At 64.5% G+C, this 16,274-nt stretch carries 15 protein-coding genes; 5 read left to right on the top strand and 10 right to left on the bottom strand.

Annotated elements, in window-relative coordinates; genetic code table 11:
• Nucleotides 1–51: 51 nt before the first annotated feature.
• On the top strand, nt 52–2,352 hold the full coding sequence (locus tag AC1D0O_RS12995; RefSeq protein ID WP_477653929.1) for an O-linked N-acetylglucosamine transferase family protein: 2,301 nt from the start codon (nt 52–54) through the stop codon (nt 2,350–2,352).
• On the opposite strand, the gene AC1D0O_RS12990 is transcribed toward AC1D0O_RS12995, so the two are convergent.
• The 7 genes from AC1D0O_RS12990 to AC1D0O_RS12960 all read right to left on the bottom strand — a co-directional run bounded on the left by AC1D0O_RS12990 (nt 2,349) and on the right by AC1D0O_RS12960 (nt 8,995).
• Nucleotides 2,349–2,798 carry a DUF2214 family protein gene (locus AC1D0O_RS12990; RefSeq protein WP_477653928.1) on the bottom strand — a complete coding sequence of 150 codons (450 nt, stop codon included), beginning with the start codon at nt 2,796–2,798 and terminating at the stop codon, nt 2,349–2,351. The genes AC1D0O_RS12995 and AC1D0O_RS12990 overlap by 4 nt on opposite strands.
• Nucleotides 2,799–2,835: 37 nt before the next feature.
• Nucleotides 2,836–3,768, bottom strand: coding sequence for a LysR family transcriptional regulator (locus AC1D0O_RS12985; protein ID WP_477653927.1), 933 nt, complete (start codon nt 3,766–3,768; stop codon nt 2,836–2,838).
• Between the two features lie 61 nt (nt 3,769–3,829).
• Nucleotides 3,830–4,759: an SMP-30/gluconolactonase/LRE family protein gene (locus tag AC1D0O_RS12980; protein WP_477653926.1), complete on the bottom strand. Its 930-nt coding sequence runs from the start codon at nt 4,757–4,759 to the stop codon at nt 3,830–3,832.
• Nucleotides 4,760–4,767: 8 nt separating this feature from the next.
• Nucleotides 4,768–5,739, bottom strand: a complete 972-nt coding sequence (locus AC1D0O_RS12975) for a Bug family tripartite tricarboxylate transporter substrate binding protein (RefSeq protein WP_477653925.1) — start codon at nt 5,737–5,739, stop codon at nt 4,768–4,770.
• A 75-nt stretch (nt 5,740–5,814) separates the two neighbouring features.
• Nucleotides 5,815–6,795 (bottom strand): Bug family tripartite tricarboxylate transporter substrate binding protein, encoded by a 981-nt coding sequence (locus AC1D0O_RS12970; protein WP_477653924.1) that lies wholly within the window; start codon nt 6,793–6,795, stop codon nt 5,815–5,817.
• Nucleotides 6,796–6,840: 45 nt separating this feature from the next.
• Nucleotides 6,841–8,049 (bottom strand): CaiB/BaiF CoA transferase family protein, encoded by a 1,209-nt coding sequence (locus tag AC1D0O_RS12965; protein ID WP_477653923.1) that lies wholly within the window; start codon nt 8,047–8,049, stop codon nt 6,841–6,843.
• The gene (locus AC1D0O_RS12960) at nt 8,042–8,995 is read right to left on the bottom strand and encodes a hydroxymethylglutaryl-CoA lyase (protein ID WP_477653922.1); all 954 of its coding nucleotides are present in this window, start codon (nt 8,993–8,995) and stop codon (nt 8,042–8,044) included. Before AC1D0O_RS12960 ends, AC1D0O_RS12965 begins: the two co-directional genes overlap by 8 nt.
• Before the next feature lie 103 nt (nt 8,996–9,098).
• Here AC1D0O_RS12960 and AC1D0O_RS12955 point away from each other — a divergent pair, with 103 nt between their 5' ends.
• On the top strand, nt 9,099–9,827 hold the full coding sequence (locus tag AC1D0O_RS12955) for an IclR family transcriptional regulator (protein ID WP_477653921.1): 729 nt from the start codon (nt 9,099–9,101) through the stop codon (nt 9,825–9,827).
• A gap of 14 nt (nt 9,828–9,841) precedes the next feature.
• Here AC1D0O_RS12955 and AC1D0O_RS12950 read toward each other — a convergent pair whose 3' ends face one another.
• Both AC1D0O_RS12950 and AC1D0O_RS12945 read right to left on the bottom strand, forming a co-directional pair.
• The gene (locus tag AC1D0O_RS12950) at nt 9,842–10,768 is read right to left on the bottom strand and encodes an aldose 1-epimerase (RefSeq protein ID WP_477653920.1); all 927 of its coding nucleotides are present in this window, start codon (nt 10,766–10,768) and stop codon (nt 9,842–9,844) included.
• A 48-nt stretch (nt 10,769–10,816) separates the two neighbouring features.
• A complete protein-coding gene (locus AC1D0O_RS12945) occupies nt 10,817–11,737 on the bottom strand; it encodes an SMP-30/gluconolactonase/LRE family protein (RefSeq protein WP_477653919.1) in 921 nt (306 codons plus the stop codon).
• Nucleotides 11,738–11,892: 155 nt separating this feature from the next.
• Here AC1D0O_RS12945 and AC1D0O_RS12940 point away from each other — a divergent pair, with 155 nt between their 5' ends.
• A complete protein-coding gene (locus AC1D0O_RS12940; protein WP_477653918.1) occupies nt 11,893–12,678 on the top strand; it encodes an SDR family NAD(P)-dependent oxidoreductase in 786 nt (261 codons plus the stop codon).
• Nucleotides 12,679–12,688: 10 nt separating this feature from the next.
• Here the strand turns inward: AC1D0O_RS12940 and AC1D0O_RS12935 are convergent, their stop codons facing one another.
• The gene (locus AC1D0O_RS12935; RefSeq protein ID WP_477653917.1) at nt 12,689–13,648 is read right to left on the bottom strand and encodes a LysR family transcriptional regulator; all 960 of its coding nucleotides are present in this window, start codon (nt 13,646–13,648) and stop codon (nt 12,689–12,691) included.
• A 105-nt stretch (nt 13,649–13,753) separates the two neighbouring features.
• Between AC1D0O_RS12935 and AC1D0O_RS12930 the strand changes: the two genes are divergently transcribed.
• Together AC1D0O_RS12930 and AC1D0O_RS12925 are read left to right on the top strand one after the other, a co-directional pair.
• On the top strand, nt 13,754–15,205 hold the full coding sequence (locus AC1D0O_RS12930; RefSeq protein WP_477653916.1) for an aldehyde dehydrogenase family protein: 1,452 nt from the start codon (nt 13,754–13,756) through the stop codon (nt 15,203–15,205).
• 66 nt (nt 15,206–15,271) lie between these two features.
• Nucleotides 15,272–16,237: an ABC transporter substrate-binding protein gene (locus tag AC1D0O_RS12925; protein ID WP_477653915.1), complete on the top strand. Its 966-nt coding sequence runs from the start codon at nt 15,272–15,274 to the stop codon at nt 16,235–16,237.
• Nucleotides 16,238–16,274 lie beyond the last annotated feature (37 nt).

Genomic DNA, 16,274 nt, shown 5'->3' with positions numbered 1-16,274 from the left:
GCGGCACTGCGCACGATACAGTGTGAGTCCCTGGTCACAAATAGGAAGCGTATGGGGGTGTTCAATTGGTTGAGGAAAGCCGTCTTCAATGCAGGGACACAGGCGAGCCCTGTTAAAGCACTGGAAGGTGCGCACGGCACATCGACGGCAATCGATCAAACACCGCCGGGCGATATCCTCAGGCGTCGCGGAAATGCCTTTCTTGCTGAAGGCAAGCTGGACGAGGCCTCAAGCAGCTACCGTGAAGCGATTGCCCTCAACCCGCAGGACGCTGATGCCTGCCTCAATCTTGGGGTCGCCCTCGGTGAACAACAGCGTTATCAAGAAGCGGAGCACGCGCTCCAGCGGAGCCTGGACATCAACCCGGGACAGGCTGACGCTTTTTATTTTCTCGGTTTGATGGCCAAAAGGCAGGGCAAAGCAGAGATCGCCATAGAAAACTTCGTTCGGGTGCTCGACCTCAAGCGGGACTTCGAGCTTGTGTGTGGCGATTTGTGCCAGGTGCTGGTGGAAAGCGGGCAAATCGGGCGCGCCAAGGAAATTGTCCTCAAGGGAATTGCCGCATGCCCGGAGATGATGGATCTTCACGCGCAGCTCGGCAGCCTGTATGCGTACGAAAACGATCTGGAGCGGGCCATTCATTGTTTTCAGGAAGCGTTGAAGCTTCAAGCGGATCATGCGCAGGTTCATGGCCGGCTGGGAGAAGTGTTCCGCAGGTCCAACAGGTTTGAGGATGCGTTGGCGAGTTATGACAAGCTGGTCGCTCTGGACCCGAACTCTGCGGAGGCATTCAACAGCCGCGGCATTGCGCTTGGCGGGCTGGACCGGCATGAAGACGCGGTGGCCTCCTTTCAGCAGGCATTGGCCCTGGAGCCGCGGCATGCGAATGCCTTGGGGAATCTTGGTGCGATGCTGGGTTGCTTGCGCCGGCACGATGACGCTGCACGTGCCTTTGCGCGATTGCTCGACATCGAGCCGGAATATCCCCATGCCATCGGAAACCTGATTGGCTCGAAAAGGCATTCGTGTGATTGGTCGCAGTATGCGTCGGACCTGGAGCGATTGAACAGTGCGGTCATGGCGGGGAAAAAAGCGGCCGAGCCATTCACGCTGCTGGCAGCGACTGGGTCAGCGGCCGCGCTGTTGCAATGCGCGCGGACACATGCCGCCGAGGCGTGCCCGCCCTCGGACAGACCCTTGTGGAACGGTGAGCGCCATGCGCATGACAGGATTCGGGTGGCCTATCTTTCCGCGGATTTTCATGACCATGCCACGGCTTATTTGATGGCCGAACTGTTTGAACTTCATGATCACGAACGCTTTGAGATCGTCGCGCTGTCGTTTGGCCCCGATTCCCAGGGGGCCATGCGGCAGCGCCTGTTGCGTTCGTTTGACCGGTTTGTCGACGTTCGAACAAAGAGCGACCGGGAAGCGGCCGCTTTGCTCAGGGAAATGGAAGTCGACGTCGCAGTTGACCTGAAAGGATTCACCACGGATGGCCGGCCGGGAATTCTGGCCCACAGGCCCGCGCCTGTCCAGGTCAATTACCTGGGCTTTCCCGGAAGCATGGGCGTGGATCATGTCGACTACATCCTTGCGGACCGTCATGTCATTCCCGCTGAGCACGAAGTTTTTTATTCTGAAAAAGTAGTCCGGCTGCCGGACAGTTACCAGTCCAACGATGCGAAGCGGCAGATTGCAAAAACAACGCCTGGCCGGGCGGAATGCGGCTTGCCGGCGTCTGGTTTTGTTTTTTGCTGTTTCAACAACAACTACAAAATCACGCCCGATGTATTCGACGTCTGGATGCGACTGCTGACCGGGGTCGGCGGCAGCGTATTGTGGTTGCTCGAAGACAATGCAGCCGTCTCTCGGAACCTGCGTTCCGAGGCCTTGCGGCGCGGCGTCGCAGCGGAACGGCTGGTCTTTGCGCCGCGGGTCGAGCTGGACAAGCATCTGGCGCGGCACGAACTGGCGGATTTGTTTCTGGACACACTTCCCTACAACGCGCATACCACTGCCAGCGATGCCTTGTGGGCCGGGCTGCCTATTCTGACTTGTATGGGTACGACATTTCCCGGCCGGGTGGCCGCCAGTTTGTTGAATGCGGTGGGATTGCCGGAGCTGATCACTGAATCCTTGACGGACTATGAGGCCTTGGCCCTCAAGCTCGCAAAATCCCCAGATCTGCTGTCCGGTATTCGTGCCAGGCTATCGCGCAACCGGTCTGAATGTCCCCTGTTCGACACGAAGCGCTTTTGTTCCCATATGGAGTCCGCGTACACATTGATGTGGGAACGGAGCCAGCGTGGGGAGGCGCCGGCCAGTTTTGCGGTTCCCTCCCTGCCTTAGCCAAAACCCCGTGCCAGGAACACCGCCGCCAGCGGAATAAACGGCAGGATGTGCGCCTGCACCATCACCAGCCGGCGTGCCTTCTTGATCTCGAGCGCGTCGGGCAGAGCGCCGCTGGCGCGCAGGGTGCGCCGCCAGCGCACAAACATCAGGGTCGGCTTGATCGAGACCAGGCCTATCACCAGGAACATCGCCAGCTTCACATAGAGCAGGGGGTTGTGGGCATACCAGGCCGCGCCCTTGCTGCCCAGGAACACGCGCGCCAGGCCGGTCAGCAGGACCAGGCCCGCGGAGATGCCGTACACCATGTCGATCTTGCCGAGCCGCTCGACCACGGCTGCGTTCAGCCACTCGACGCGGCACAGCGCCGCTTCGCTCGCGAGAAAAACCACCATGGTGAGGATGGCCAGCAGGTGGGCATAGGCCAAGAGGGATTCGAGAGTCATCGGAAGATCCTTTTTCAGTCTCGTCGGGTTGGGATGGTCAGGCTTTGGGGACGGCGGGGGATGCCGGGGTGCGCCAGAACTCCGCCTGGCTGTAGTGGTGCTTCAAGAAGTCTACCCACAGGCGCACTCGCAGCGGCAAATGTTTGCGCTGCGGGAACACTGCGTAAATGCCGTTGGGCGGCGCGGCGAAGTCTTCCAGCACCGCCGTCAGCCGGCCGGCGGCGATCTCCGATTCGACCTCCCAGGTGCTGCGCCACGCGATGCCGCAGTCGGCCAGGCACCAGTCGTGCAGAACCTGGCCGTCGGAGCAATCGAGCGGCCCGCCCGGTTTGAGGTGCACCAGCTCGCCGCCCACCTGGAAGGCCCAGCCCCGCGTTTGCGAGGCGTCGCTGGACAGCGTGAGGCAGTCAAAGCGCGCCAGTTCGCTGGGGTGCTGCGGCGTGCCGTGGGTTTTCAGGTAGCGCGGCGTGGCCACGCACAGGCGCCGGTTGTCGGCCATGCGCACGCTGACCAATGATGAATCGGGCAAGTCGCCCACGCGCACCGCGCAGTCAAAGCCCTCGCCCGCCAGGTCCACCACGCGGTCGCTGAGGTTCAGCGAGATGGTGACGTCGGCATGCTGCTCGCGGAAGCGGGTCACCAGCGGCGCGACGTGGCGCCGCCCGAAGCCCGCCGGCGCCGTGACGCGCAAATGGCCGCTGGCCTTGACGCCGCCGGCCGACACGCTGGCTTCGGCGTTGGCCAGGTCGGCCAGCAGGCGCTGGCAGTCCTCGAGGAAGGCGCTGCCTTCATGCGTGAGCGCGATGCGCCGGGTGGTGCGCACCAGCAGCTTCACGCCCAGCCGTTCTTCCAGCGCATCCAGCCGCCGTCCCATGATGGCGGGCGCCACGCCCTCGGATTTGGCGGCCGCCGTCAGGCTGCCGCGCGCCACCACCGAGACAAAGGATTCCAGCTGCTTGAGTTTGTCCATGCATGTTCATTATGCGCATGAATGTCAGTAATCAACAGAGAATCCCTGCTTATTCCGTCATCTATTTTGGTGTGCCGTGCGAATACAGAGCCTGGCCTTGCGCAGGCAGCTCCGCCGTCAGCACGCTGCCGGTCTGTGATTCCGTCATGAGCAGCTCGCGTGTACCCGGCCGGAAGGCGGCATTGGTGACGGTCGCGCCCACGGGGCTGCGCACGAAATGGGTCAGCTCGCCGCGCGCATTGAGCACAAAAGCGCCGTCCAGGCTGGCATGCGCGACGACCAGCCGGCCTTCCACGTCCAGCGCCATGCCGTCGGGGCCGCTGCTGCCGAAGAAGGTCTGGAAGGCGCCCATCTTGGAAATGGAGCCGTCGGGCAACAGCGGCGCGCGCCACACCGCATTGCCGCGCGTCACGGCCACAAACAACACCTTGCCGTCGGCGCTCAGCGCGATGCCGTTGGGGCTGGGCGCGTTGCCCAGCAGCAGGTCGAGCTGGCCGTTTTCGCGCAGCCGGTAGACGCGGCCCGTGGCGTCGTGCAGGCCGGTCTGCCCCTGGTCGGTGAAATAGCACTGGCCCTCAGCGTCGAAGGTGAGGTCGTTCACGCCCTTGAAGGCTTCGCTGTTGCGGTGGCCCAGCAGCGTGTCCACGCGCCCCGTGGCCGGGTCCAGCCTGAGGATGCCGCGCTGGTAGTCGGCGATCCAGACACTGCCATCCTGGTGCACGGCCAGGCCGTTGGGCCAGCCCTCGTACTGCGCGACCTGCGTCCATTGAAGATCGGGGCTGACGCGGAAGATGCGGCCGTAGGGAATGTCGGTGAGGTAAAGGTTGCCGGCGCGGTCGAAGGCCGGGCCTTCAAGAAAGCTGTCCATGACGTGGCCGGGTTTGTTGGCGTCCACCCAGGCCGTGGGCCGGGGCTGGCGCATGCTGTCCGGCAGGCGGGTCAGCACCCGGGCTTCAATGATTTGCGGCGGCGTGAAAGACAGATTCCACATGGCGGGCCTTACTCGGGTTTCACGCCGGCCAGCCTCGCCACAGCGCCCCAGATCACGGTTTCCTGCTTGATGAAGCCGGCAAAGTCGGCCGGCGAGATGCCGCCGGGCTGTGCGCCTTGCTGGGTCAGGCGCTCGCGCAGGGCCGGGTCGGCCAGCGCTTTTTTGACTTCCGCCTGCAGCTTGTTGACCACCTCGGGCGGCGTGCCCTTGGGCGCCACCAGGCCGAACCAGTTGCTGACCGTGTAGCCGCGCAGGCCCGCTTCCTTGAAGGTGGGCACGTCGGGCAGGCTGGGCAGGCGTTTGTCACCGGTGATGGCCAGCGCGCGCAGCTTGCCGCCCTTGACCTGCGGGATCGCCGTCGGGCTGGCGGTCACCAGCACATCGACCTGGCCCGACACCACGGCCAGCATGGCCTCGCCGGCGCCTTTGTAGGGAATGTGCGTCATGAAGAGCTTGCCTTCCTTCTTCAGCAGTTCTGCCGACAGGTGGGTGGAGCTGCCGGGGCCGCCCGAGCCGAAATTGAGCTTGCCGGGATTCTTCTGCGCGAAGGCCAGCAGCTCGGCCAGTGTCTTGTACGGTGAATTCACGCCCACCACCAGCACCACCGGCGTCTGTGCAATCGTCGTCACCGGCACCAGGCCATTGGCATGGTCCCAGGGCAGCTTGCTGAACAGCGAGGGCAGCATGGCATAGGTGGTGTCGTTGGTCAGCAGGGTGTAGCCATCGGGCGCGGCCTTGGCCACCAGGTCCGTGCCTATGGTGCCGCTGGCACCGGCCTTGTTCTCGACGTAGAAGGACTGTTTGGTTTGCTCGGTGAGTTTTTGCGCGATCTGCCGCGCCGCATAGTCGGTGGTGCCGCCGGGCGCATAGGGCACGATGATGCGCACCGGCTTTTCCGGCCAGGCGCTTTGCGCACATGCCGGGAGCTGGGCGAGGCCCAGGCCGGCAACGACGAAAAAGGTTTTCAGGTGTTTGTTCATGCTTGTCTCCGTTGATATTGATATGGATGTCGTGTGGCTGGGTTCGTCCAGCCGGGGGGCGCTGAACAGGACGGCTCAATCCGGCTTGACTTTTGCCATCTGGATCACCTTGCCCCATTTCTCCTGCTCGGCACGCTGGAACGCGGCCAGTTTCTCCGGCGGGCCGCCGACAGGTATGGCGCCTAAATCCGTCAGGCGTTTTGCCACCGTAGGCTGTTTGAGCGCCGCATCCACCTCGGCGGACAGTCGCTTGACGATGTCGGGCGGCGTGCCGGCGGGCGCGTAGAGCGCATACCAGGACGAGGCCTCGAAGTCCTTCATGTTGAGGGCTTCCGCCACCGTCGGCACGTCGGGATATTGCGGGAGGCGCTGAGCGGTGGTGACGCCCAGCATTTTGAGTTTTCCGCTTTTCACAAAAGGCGTGCTGGTCAGCAGGGTGTCAAACATCAGCTGCACCTGGCCCGCCACCACGTCGCTGATGGCGGGGCCAGAACCCTTGTAGGGAACATGCGTCATGAAAGTGCCCGTGCGGTACTTGAAGTACTCAGGCACCAGATGGGAGGAGCCGCCGTTGCCGGCCGACGCGAAATTGATCTTGCCGGGATTGGCCTTGAGCTGCTCGACGAGTTCCGGCAGGGTGCCCACCGGCAGCACCCGCGGATTTGCCACCACCACGATGGGCACGGTCACCACCAGGGACACCGGCGCGAAATCCTTGTTGGCGTCGTAGGGAATCTTCTCGTGCAGCCTGGGGTTGATGGCCATGGTCCCTATGCTGGCCATCATCAGGGTGTAGCCATCCGCCGGCGCTTTGGCAGCCTCGCCCACGCCAATGAAACCGTGGCCGCCCGCCTTGTTTTCCACCATCACGGGCGTCTTGAGCGACTCGCCGATGGCTTGCCCCACGACACGCGCCGTGATGTCAGTCGGCCCGCCCGCCGGGAAGGGCACGACGATGCGGATGGGTTTGGCCGGCCAGGTGGTTTGCGCCCATGCCGTGAGCTGGACGAGGCCCAGGCCCGCGGCCAGCAAAACCGTTTTCAGGTTTTTGTTCAATCTTGTCTCCGTTGATGTTGTTGTGTTTTCTTTGCTTTGAAATGCTCAGCGCGTGACGCCGGCGGCCTTCAAGCCCTCAATGGCGTCATCGGCATAGCCCAGCTCCCGCAGCAGTTCCTGCGTGTGTTCACCCAGCCGGGGCGGGTTCATGCGCACGCCGGGGCGCTCACCGCCCAGCGTGAGCGGCAGCAGCACGGTGGACGTGACCTGTCCCGCGCGCTCGCCGTCGGACAGGGTGATGGGCGCCAGGCCGCCGGTGGCTTTCAGGTGCGGGTCTTCGAACAGGTCTTGCGGCCGGGTGATGGGCGCGAAGGGCAGCGCATGCATTTCAAACACGGCGGCCAGTTCGGCGGCGCTGTGCCCGGCCAGGTGCGAGCGCAGCAGCGGCATCAGCCAGTCGCGCGCGCGCACGCGGTCGTTGTTGCTGTGCAGGCGCGGGTCGGCGCGCAGCTCCTGCAGGCCGAAGGCCTCGCAGAAAACCGCCCACTGCGTGTCGCTCACGACAGCCAGGAAAATCTGCTCGCCGTCCCGGACCGTGAACACGTCGTAAACCGCCCAGGCCGAAATGCGGCTGGGCATGGGCGCGGCGGGCTGGCCGGTCACGGCGAACTGCATCATGTGCTGTGCCACCAGGAAGACGTTGTTTTCAAACAGCGCGGACTGCACTTCCTGGCCTTTACCGGTTTTCTCGCGCGCGGCCAGCGCGGCCATGGCGCCTATGGCACCGAACATGCCGCCCATGATGTCGTTGACGCTGCTGCCGGCGCGCAGCGGGTCGCCGGCGCGTCCCGTCATATAAGCCAGGCCGCCCATCATCTGCACCACCTCGTCGAGTGCCGTGCGGTGGTCGTAGGGGCCGGGCAGGAAACCCTTGTGGCTCACGTAAATCAGGCGCTCATTGAGTTGCGACAGGCTGGCGTAGTCCAGGCCCAGCTTCTTCATGGTGCCGGGCTTGAAGTTCTCGCTGACCACGTCGGCCGTCGCGACCAGCTTGAGCACCAGCTCGCGCCCTTCGGGTTTTTGCAGGTCCACGGCGATGCTTTTTTTGTTGCGGTTGAACATGGGGAAAAATCCCGCGCCCGAGCCGATCAGCTTGCGGGTGTTGTCCCCGGTGATCGGTTCGACCTTGATGACCTCGGCACCCAGGTCGGCCAGCAGCATGCCGCAGGTCGGCCCCATGACCATGTGGGTGAACTCGACGACGCGCAGCCCTGCATAGGGTAGGGGCCTGGTTGTGGAGTCGGCTTCAGGCATGCGTAGCTCCCTGTACAAAACCCTTGGGCAAACCCGCCTCGGGCGTCATGCCGTAAATCGGCTCGCCCGGCAGGCCGGTCCGCAACGGCTCACGCGCGGCCATCAGCCGGCCCAGGTCCACGCCGGTTGAAACGCCCATGGCCTCGAACATGAAGACCAGGTCCTCGGTGACCACGTTGCCCGACGCGCCCGGCGCATAGGGGCAGCCGCCCAGGCCGCCCAGCGAGGCATCAAAGGTGCGCACGCCTTCCTCATAGGCGGCCAGGCAGTTGGCCAGGCCCAGGCCGCGCGTGTTGTGCATATGCGCGGCGCCGGCGTGCTCGCCGATCTCCGCGCGCAACCGCCTGAACAGGCGCCTGACCTGCGCCGGGTTGGCATAACCCGTGGTGTCGGACAGGCCTGATTCGTCGGCGCCCACGGCAATGCACTGGGCCGCCAGGCGAATGACGTCATCCTCGGCGACCTCGCCCTGCAAGGTGCAGCCGAAGGCGGTGGAAATGCCGGCCTCGACCTTCACCTGCGGCGCGGTATCGCGCCGCAGCGCCGCAACGGCGCGCACTTCCTCGACCATCTCTTCACGCGTTTTTCGCACATTGGCCAGCGAATGCGCGGCGCTGGCCGACACCGGCAAGGTCAGCTTGTGCACGCCGGCCGCCAAGGCCGCCTGCGCGCCGCGAAGGTTGGGCACCAGCGCCATGACCGTGAGGCCCGGCAAGGTGAGCGCGTGCCGCACCACCTCGGCCGCGTCGGCCATCTGCGGCAGCAATCTGGCCGGCACGAACGATGCGACCTCGATCTCGCGCAGGCCGGCATCGTAGAGGGCTGTGATCCAGCGCAGCTTGTAGTCCGTCGGCATGACGGCTTTGACCGACTGCAGCCCGTCGCGCGGGCCGACCTCGCTGACCAGCACGTCCGGGCGGGTAAAGTGGGCAGGGCTTGTGTTCATGCTAAATGTTCTGTAAGATAGAATAAAGTTCTTTCTTATGAAATGTTCCGCGTTAACCGCCGGCTTGTCAAGCCGCGCGGCGCGCAAGCCTTGAAAGGTGGCCATGCCCCGCAAAGCCCAGATCGAATCCCTCGCCGACAGCCATGCGGCGCCCGGCGGCGCGGCCGCGGTGGACCGCGCCCTGACCCTGCTGTCGGCTTTTCGCGCGGGCGACACTTCGCTGGGCCTGGCGGAACTTGCGAGCCGCACGCAGCTGTACAAAAGCACGGTGCTGCGCCTGCTGGCCTCGCTCGAGCACGCGCGCCTGGTGCAGCGCCTGGACGACGGCAGTTACGGGCTGGGCAATGAGGTGGCGCGCCTCAACGCGGTGTACGCCGCTTCGTTTTCGCTGGACCGCGTGGTGCTGCCGGTGCTGCGCGAGCTGGTCGCGGCCACCGGCGAGAGCGCGGCCTACCACGTGCGCCAGGGCGAGGCCCGCCTGTGCCTGTACCGCGTGGACTCGCCGCAGCCGATCCGCGACCACATCCGGGCCGGTGACCTGCTGCCCGCTGATCGCGGTACGGGCGCCCGCGTCCTGATCGCGTTCGACACCGGCAGGGCAAGGGCCGCCGCACGAAAAGACCATCAGCTTTACGCCAGGATCCGCGAACAGGGTTACTACACGGCTGTTGGCGACCGGCTGGCCGAGGTGGCCGGCATTTCAGCGCCGGTGTTCAAGGCCGACGGCATACTGGCGGGCGCGGTGACGCTGACCATGCCCGCCAACCGTTACAGCGAAACCCATGTCAAGCCGGTACTTGAGGCCGCCCGCCGTCTGACAGGCCAGGTTTAAGAACCTGTCTCGGTTCAGCCCTGCGCGGCAGCGGCTTCGATGCGCCACTGGATGTTGAGTGAAAACTGCTCCCCGGGTCCCAGCACACGCAGGCCGGGTTGCCCCGGCAGGTGGAAGGCATCGATGGGCTGCGTGATCGGCTCAAAACAAAACGCAGGCCCTTGCGGCGGCCGGTAGACCAGGCAAAAGTGCTGCGCCGCGCCGCCGTCGTCCTCGAAGTCCGGCATGCGGGCCGTGAGTTGCAGGCCCAGCTCGGGCCAGCTGATGCGGGCTTCGCCGCCCCAGCCGGTGTAGCCGTTGTCGATGAGCGGGCCGTTGGCCGGTGCGCCTTCGTTCAGGTTCCAGCCGGCAGGAAAGTCCGTCGTGTGCCCAATCGGCAGCGGATCGTCGCCGCAGAGCCAAACGCCTTGCACAGGCGCGGTAATCCGCGTTTGTGGGGTGCGGGGGAACCAGGGGTGCACGCCCAGGCCGTAGGGCAGCGGTGTGACGCCCAGGTGGCGCACCTGAACCCGCTGGTCCAACCCGCCGTCTACCAGCCGGAAAGTCTGCACGGCCTCGTAGTCATACGGGTTGCCATCGAAGCCATACGACACCAGCGTCATCACCAGTGTGTCGGCGGCAGGCTGCGAAAGCTGCCAGGGCTGCAGCCAGCCGTCGCCATGGATGGGATAGGGTTCGCCTTTGCGGTTGGGCCGCATCGCGTGAAACTGCCCTGCATGCGTGAAGCCGCCACTGCTGATGCGGTTGGACCAGGGCACCATGGCAAATGAAGCGGTCTGGTAGAGGTCTTCTGTCTTGCCGTCCCAGGGCCGCCAGAGGTCCAGCGGCCCTTGCGGACGCTCAAGTTGCCAGGCGGCCACGCTGCCGCCCAGCGAGGGCAGCAGCCCCAGGCGCTGGCCGGCGTGGCGCAGCCAGGCAACAGGATGCGCGGAGTCGGTCATGGTGATCTTTCTCGGTTGGGGTAGTCCATGGTGCTGTCGTCCATGCCATCAGCCGCCGAACAAACCGGCGGGCAGGCCCGGGCTTTCCATGGCCACTGCGAACAGGCCGCCGGCCAGCGGCTGGTCGGCGAGCTGTTCCGGCGTCAACCCGGTCCGGGCGGTGCTGATAAAAAGCGTGCGCATGTCCGGCCCGCCAAAGGCGCAGTTGGTCACATGGCTTGTCGGCAGCGTCACGCGGCACAGCTCCCTCGCGGTGACCGGGTCATGGCAGCTGACGCAGGCGCCGCCCCAGTGGGCAATCCACAGGCGGCCCGCGGCATCGGTGGTCATGCCGTCGGGCACGCCGTCACCCGGCGCAAAGGCCAGCCAGAGCCGTTTGTTCGACAAGCTGCCGGCGCCGGTATCGAAGTCGTAGGCATAAATACGGCCGTTGACCGTGTCGTTGAAATACAGGGTGCGCGTGTCGACGGACCAGGTGGGGCCGTTGGTCACCGCAAAACCTTCGTCGTGGCGCGTGCATCGGCCGTCGGGGTCATAGCGGTACAGCGCGCCGGTCGGCGCCACGCAGTCAAAGTCCATGGTCCCTGCCCAGAAACTGCCTTGCGCATCACACTTGCCGTCATTGAAGCGATTGCCCGGCAAGTCGGCTTCGGGCTGGTGCAGGTAGGTCGGCCCGGTGTCCGATGCAGGATCAAACAGCGCGAAGCCGCGCCGCAGGGTCACGATCAGGCCGGGCGCATAAGCCCGTTCGGCCAGCGCGGAAATTTCCTCGTCAAAAGACCAGCTGCTGCGCGCGCCGGTGGCCGGGCGGAAGCGGTGCAGGCGGCGCCCAAGGATGTCCACCCAGTACAGAGACTGCTCGCGCGGCGACCACAGCGTGCCTTCACCGAGCAGGGCCCCGGCCGGATGAACGCAATGCGCCCTGTCGGGCGCCGCCAGGGTCGTGGGCGTGTCCAGAATCGATGTCACTGATGTCCCCTGTTGTTGCGGGCCGGTGTTGAGCACCGCAGCCTCTTGCTCTTGACGCGATGGATAATATCAATGCATAGTGATGTTGAAAACTTATTATTTATAAATTCATTGATACATAAATTGCAATGTCAAACATTTCCAGCCCCCTTCCCATGCGCACCGCTCCCGCCGCCGGCACCCTGTCCGTTTTCCCCAGCCTGAACCAGCGCTCAGTGTTTGTCACCGGTGGAGGAAGCGGCATAGGCGCCGCCATCGTGACGGCGTTTGCGCAACAGGGCGCGCGCGTTGGCTTTATTGATGTCGCCAAGGAGGCCAGCGAAGCCCTTGCGCAGCAGCTCGCGGATGCGGGGCACACCCGCCCATGGTGGCGCGCTTGCGACGTGCGGGACGTGGCCGCGCTGCAAACCGCGATCGCCGAGGCGGCGGGCGCACTGGGCGATTTCTCGGTGCTGGTCAACAACGTTGCCAGCGATGACCGCCACAGCCTGGAGTCCGTGACCCCCGCTTACTATGACGACCGCATCGCGATCAACGAGCGGCCGGCTTTTTTTGCGATCCAGTCGGTGGTGCCGGGCATGCAGCGGCTGGGTGCCGGCTCCATCATCAACCTGGGTTCCACCGGCTGGCAGGGCAAGGGCACCGGTTACCCGTGCTACGCCATCGCCAAGTCTTCGGTGAACGGCCTGACGCGCGGGCTGGCGAAAACACTGGGCCGCGACCGCATCCGCATCAACACCGTATCGCCGGGCTGGGTCATGACCGAGCGGCAGATCGAGCTCTGGCTGAATGCCGAAGGCGAGAAGGAGCTCGAGCGCAACCAATGCCTGCCCGACAAACTGCTGCCCCACGACATCGCCCGCATGGTGCTGTTCCTGGCCTCCGATGACGCCGCCATGTGCACGGCGCAAGAGTTCAAGGTGGATGCCGGCTGGGTTTGACTTTTTGTGCCTAATCCGCTTCGAGCTTGCGCCCATACAGCGTGAAGCTCGCCGTCTTCAGCGCTTTCATCATGACCTTGGCGGCGGGCGAAGGCAGGCGGTCGGTGCGGGTGATGATGCCGAAGGCGTCCATGTGGCAGGGCATGTCCAGCGGCAGCACCGAGACGAGGCCGTGCGCGGCGTAATACCGCGCCACGTCGGCCGCGACCACGGCCACCATGTCGCTTTGCTGCAGCATGCGCGTGATGAAAAGCAGCGCTGAGGACTCGACCACGTTGATGGGCGGCGCCAGCCCGTCTTCCTGGAACATCAGCTCGAACCGGTGCCGCAGCACGCTGCCCGCGGGTGGCACGATCCAGGCGGCCGCCACCACGTCGCGCAGGGTGAGGCCCGACACGCCCAGCAGCGGATGCCCCGGCCTGGCCATGGCGCAGACCGGTTCCTCGACCAGGGGCTCATAGCGCAGATTCGTCTTGTCGTGCTCGGCAAACAGGCGTGCCACCAGGATGTCGAGCCTGCCCTGCTCCAGCCGCTCCAGCAGGACCGGGCTGGTCTCGATGTCCAGCGAGATACGCAGGCTGGGGTGCTCCTGTTTGACCACGGCGACCGCGGACGGCAGCAGGGCCAGCCCCGGCGAGGTGATCGCGCCGATACCGACATGGCCGAAGTGCCCGGTTTTGAGCGCGGTGAGCTCGTCGTGCGCCTGGTTCAGGCTGGCCAGCGCCATGCGCGCGTGGCGGATCATGGTTTCGCCGTACCAGGTCGGCCGCATGCCGCGCGGAAGGCGCTCGAACAGCGGGACTTCCAGCACGTCTTCCAGGTCCTTGAGCAGCTTGGACGCGGCCGGCTGCGTCATGCTCAGAACCTGCGCCGCGCGGTGGATGTTGCCTTCTTCGGCGAGCGCCACCAGCAGCAGCAGTTGCCGGGTTTTGAGCCGCGCGCGTATGAACCAGTGGTTGTAGGTGCTCATGGGGTTTTCCAGAATGCGTAGAACGATATCTATTTTGTCAAAAAAACGATTAGATCGATATCAAAATGAATCATAGACTGCAGCGTGATGAAAAACGAGGCTTTCATGAAATTCGGCGAACTGCAGCAAAGCGCCCGGCACTACATCAACGGGCGCTGGGAAACCGGCACCACCACGGGCACCAGCACCAATCCCTCGGATACCCGGGAGGTGGTGAGCGAATATGCGCGTGCCGACCGTAACCAGACCGAACTCGCCATCCGGGCCGCTTCCGAGGCCTTGCCGCATTGGAGCCACAGCACCCCGCAGCGCCGCGCCGACGTACTCGACCAGATCGGCAGCGAGATCCTGGCGCGCAAGGATGAGCTGGGCATGCTGCTGGCGCGGGAAGAAGGCAAGACGCTGCCCGAAGGTGTGGGCGAAGCGGCGCGGGCCGGCCAGATTTTCAAGTTTTTCGCGGGAGAAGCGCTGCGCGTCCAGGGTGAGACCATGGCATCGGTGCGGCCCGGCATCCAGGTCGACGTGACACGTGAGCCCGTCGGCGTGGTGGGAATCATCGCGCCCTGGAATTTCCCGCTGGCGATCCCGGCCTGGAAGATCGCACCCGCATTGGCCTATGGCAACACGGTGGTCTTCAAGCCGGCCGAGCTGGTCGCCACCTGCGGATGGGCGCTGGCCGAAATCATCAGCCGCTGCGGCTTGCCCGCGGGCGTGTTCAACCTGGTCATGGGCAGCGGCCGGGAAGTCGGGCAAACGCTGGTCGACCATCCCCTGGTGCATGCGCTGAGCTTCACGGGCTCGGTGTCGACCGGCGAACGCATTCTCCAGTCCGCTGCCGCGCGCCGCGCCAAGGTGCAGCTTGAAATGGGCGGCAAAAATCCGCTGGTGGTGCTGGCCGACGCCGATCTTGACCGGGCCGTCGACTGCGCGGTGCAGGGTTCGTATTTTTCGACGGGCCAGCGTTGCACCGCGTCCAGCCGCCTCATCGTGGAGGCGCCCGTGCACGACGCCTTCGTTGCCCGGCTGCGCCACCGCATCGCCGCGCTCAAGGTGGGCCACGCGCTGGAACAAAGCGTCGAAATGGGGCCCGTGGTTGACCAGGCCCAGCTTGACCTGAATCAATCGTATCTGGAGATAGGGCGCAACGAGGGCGCCGAGCATGTCTGGGGCGGTGAACTGCTCGAACGCCCGACACCGGGGCATTACATGAACCCGGCGCTTTTCCTGGCCCGGCCGGAGCACCGCATCGCGCGCGAAGAGATTTTCGGGCCCGTGGCCTGCGTTCTGCAGGCCGATGACTTTGACCACGCGCTGGCCCTGGCCAACGACACGCCTTTCGGCCTGTGCGCGGGCATCTGCACAAGCTCCCTCAAACACGCCATGCATTTCAAGCGCCACGCCGAAGTCGGCATGACCATGGTGAACCTGCCCACGGCGGGTGTCGACTTTCACGTGCCCTTCGGCGGGCGCAAGGGATCCAGCTACGGCCCGCGCGAGCAAGGCCGTTACGCCGCGGAGTTTTACACCACGGTCAAGACCGGCTACGTGCTGGCTTGAGCCGTATGAAGATGACGCAAGATCACGGAAGAGCTGTCAGTTCGATTTCAACCAAAAGGAGACAACATGAAAATTAATCGCCGTACCCTCGCCGCCGCGCTCGCGTGCGCCCCTCTTGCCGGCTTGCTGCCGGCTTCGGCCTGGGCGCAAAAACCCATCGTGCTGGGATTCAGCCAGGTGGGCGCGGAGAGCGAGTGGCGCACCGCCAACACCGAGTCCATCAAATCGGCCGCCAAGGACGCCGGCATCGAGCTCAAATTCTCGGATGCACAGCAAAAACAGGAGAACCAGATCAAGGCGATCCGCTCTTTCATCGCGCAAAAAGTGGACGTGATCGCGTTCTCGCCCGTGGTGGAGTCGGGCTGGGAAACCGTTCTGCGCGAGGCAAAGGCCGCCAAGATTCCGGTGGTCCTGACCGACCGCTCCGTCAACGTCAAGGACACCTCGCTGTATGTCTCCTTCATGGGCTCGGATTTTGTGGAAGAAGGCCGCAAGGCGGGCCGCTGGCTGGTCGAAAACATGAAAGGCACCAGCGGCCAGGTCAACATCGTCGAGCTGCAGGGAACCGTGGGCTCCGCACCGGCCATCGACCGCAAAAAGGGTTTCGAGGAAATCATCAAGGCCGACCCGAAGTTCAAGATCATCCGTTCGCAGACGGGCGACTTCACCCGGGCCAAGGGCAAGGAGGTCATGGAAGCCTTCCTCAAGGCCGAAGGCAAGAAGATCAATGTGCTCTTCGCGCACAACGACGACATGGCCATAGGCGCGATCCAGGCGATTGAAGAGGCGGGCATGAAGCCGGCAAAGGACATCACCATCATCTCGATCGATGCCGTCAAGGGCGCTTTTGAAGCCATGATGGCCGGCAAGCTCAATGTGTCGGTGGAATGCAGCCCCCTGCTGGGCCCGCAACTGATGGCTGCGGTCAAGGACATCAAGGCCGGCAAGGCGGTGCAGAAACGTATCGTTACCGAAGAAGGGATTTTTCCGATGGAAGTGGCCGCCAAGGAGTTCCCCAAGCGTAAATACTGATTTGTGCATTCAATAGCGCACGGATACTGAAAAATTC

The sequence above is a fragment of the Polaromonas sp. P1_F2 genome (assembly GCF_056405735.1).
The sequence above is the reverse complement of the archived record's forward strand: the minus strand, read 5'-3'. Positions and strand labels throughout refer to the sequence as shown.

Coding starts and splice junctions, on each gene's coding strand:
- AC1D0O_RS12930 (WP_477653916.1), top strand. CDS start 13,754: ATGAAATTCGGCGAACTGCAGCAAAGCGCCCGGCACTACATCAACGGG.
- AC1D0O_RS12925 (WP_477653915.1), top strand. CDS start 15,272: ATGAAAATTAATCGCCGTACCCTCGCCGCCGCGCTCGCGTGCGCCCCT.
- AC1D0O_RS12940 (WP_477653918.1), top strand. CDS start 11,893: ATGCGCACCGCTCCCGCCGCCGGCACCCTGTCCGTTTTCCCCAGCCTG.
- AC1D0O_RS12955 (WP_477653921.1), top strand. CDS start 9,099: ATGCCCCGCAAAGCCCAGATCGAATCCCTCGCCGACAGCCATGCGGCG.
- AC1D0O_RS12950 (WP_477653920.1), bottom strand. CDS start 10,768: ATGACCGACTCCGCGCATCCTGTTGCCTGGCTGCGCCACGCCGGCCAG.
- AC1D0O_RS12965 (WP_477653923.1), bottom strand. CDS start 8,049: ATGCCTGAAGCCGACTCCACAACCAGGCCCCTACCCTATGCAGGGCTG.
- AC1D0O_RS12985 (WP_477653927.1), bottom strand. CDS start 3,768: ATGGACAAACTCAAGCAGCTGGAATCCTTTGTCTCGGTGGTGGCGCGC.
- AC1D0O_RS12960 (WP_477653922.1), bottom strand. CDS start 8,995: ATGAACACAAGCCCTGCCCACTTTACCCGCCCGGACGTGCTGGTCAGC.
- AC1D0O_RS12980 (WP_477653926.1), bottom strand. CDS start 4,759: ATGTGGAATCTGTCTTTCACGCCGCCGCAAATCATTGAAGCCCGGGTG.
- AC1D0O_RS12990 (WP_477653928.1), bottom strand. CDS start 2,798: ATGACTCTCGAATCCCTCTTGGCCTATGCCCACCTGCTGGCCATCCTC.
- AC1D0O_RS12995 (WP_477653929.1), top strand. CDS start 52: ATGGGGGTGTTCAATTGGTTGAGGAAAGCCGTCTTCAATGCAGGGACA.
- AC1D0O_RS12935 (WP_477653917.1), bottom strand. CDS start 13,648: ATGAGCACCTACAACCACTGGTTCATACGCGCGCGGCTCAAAACCCGG.
- AC1D0O_RS12975 (WP_477653925.1), bottom strand. CDS start 5,739: ATGAACAAACACCTGAAAACCTTTTTCGTCGTTGCCGGCCTGGGCCTC.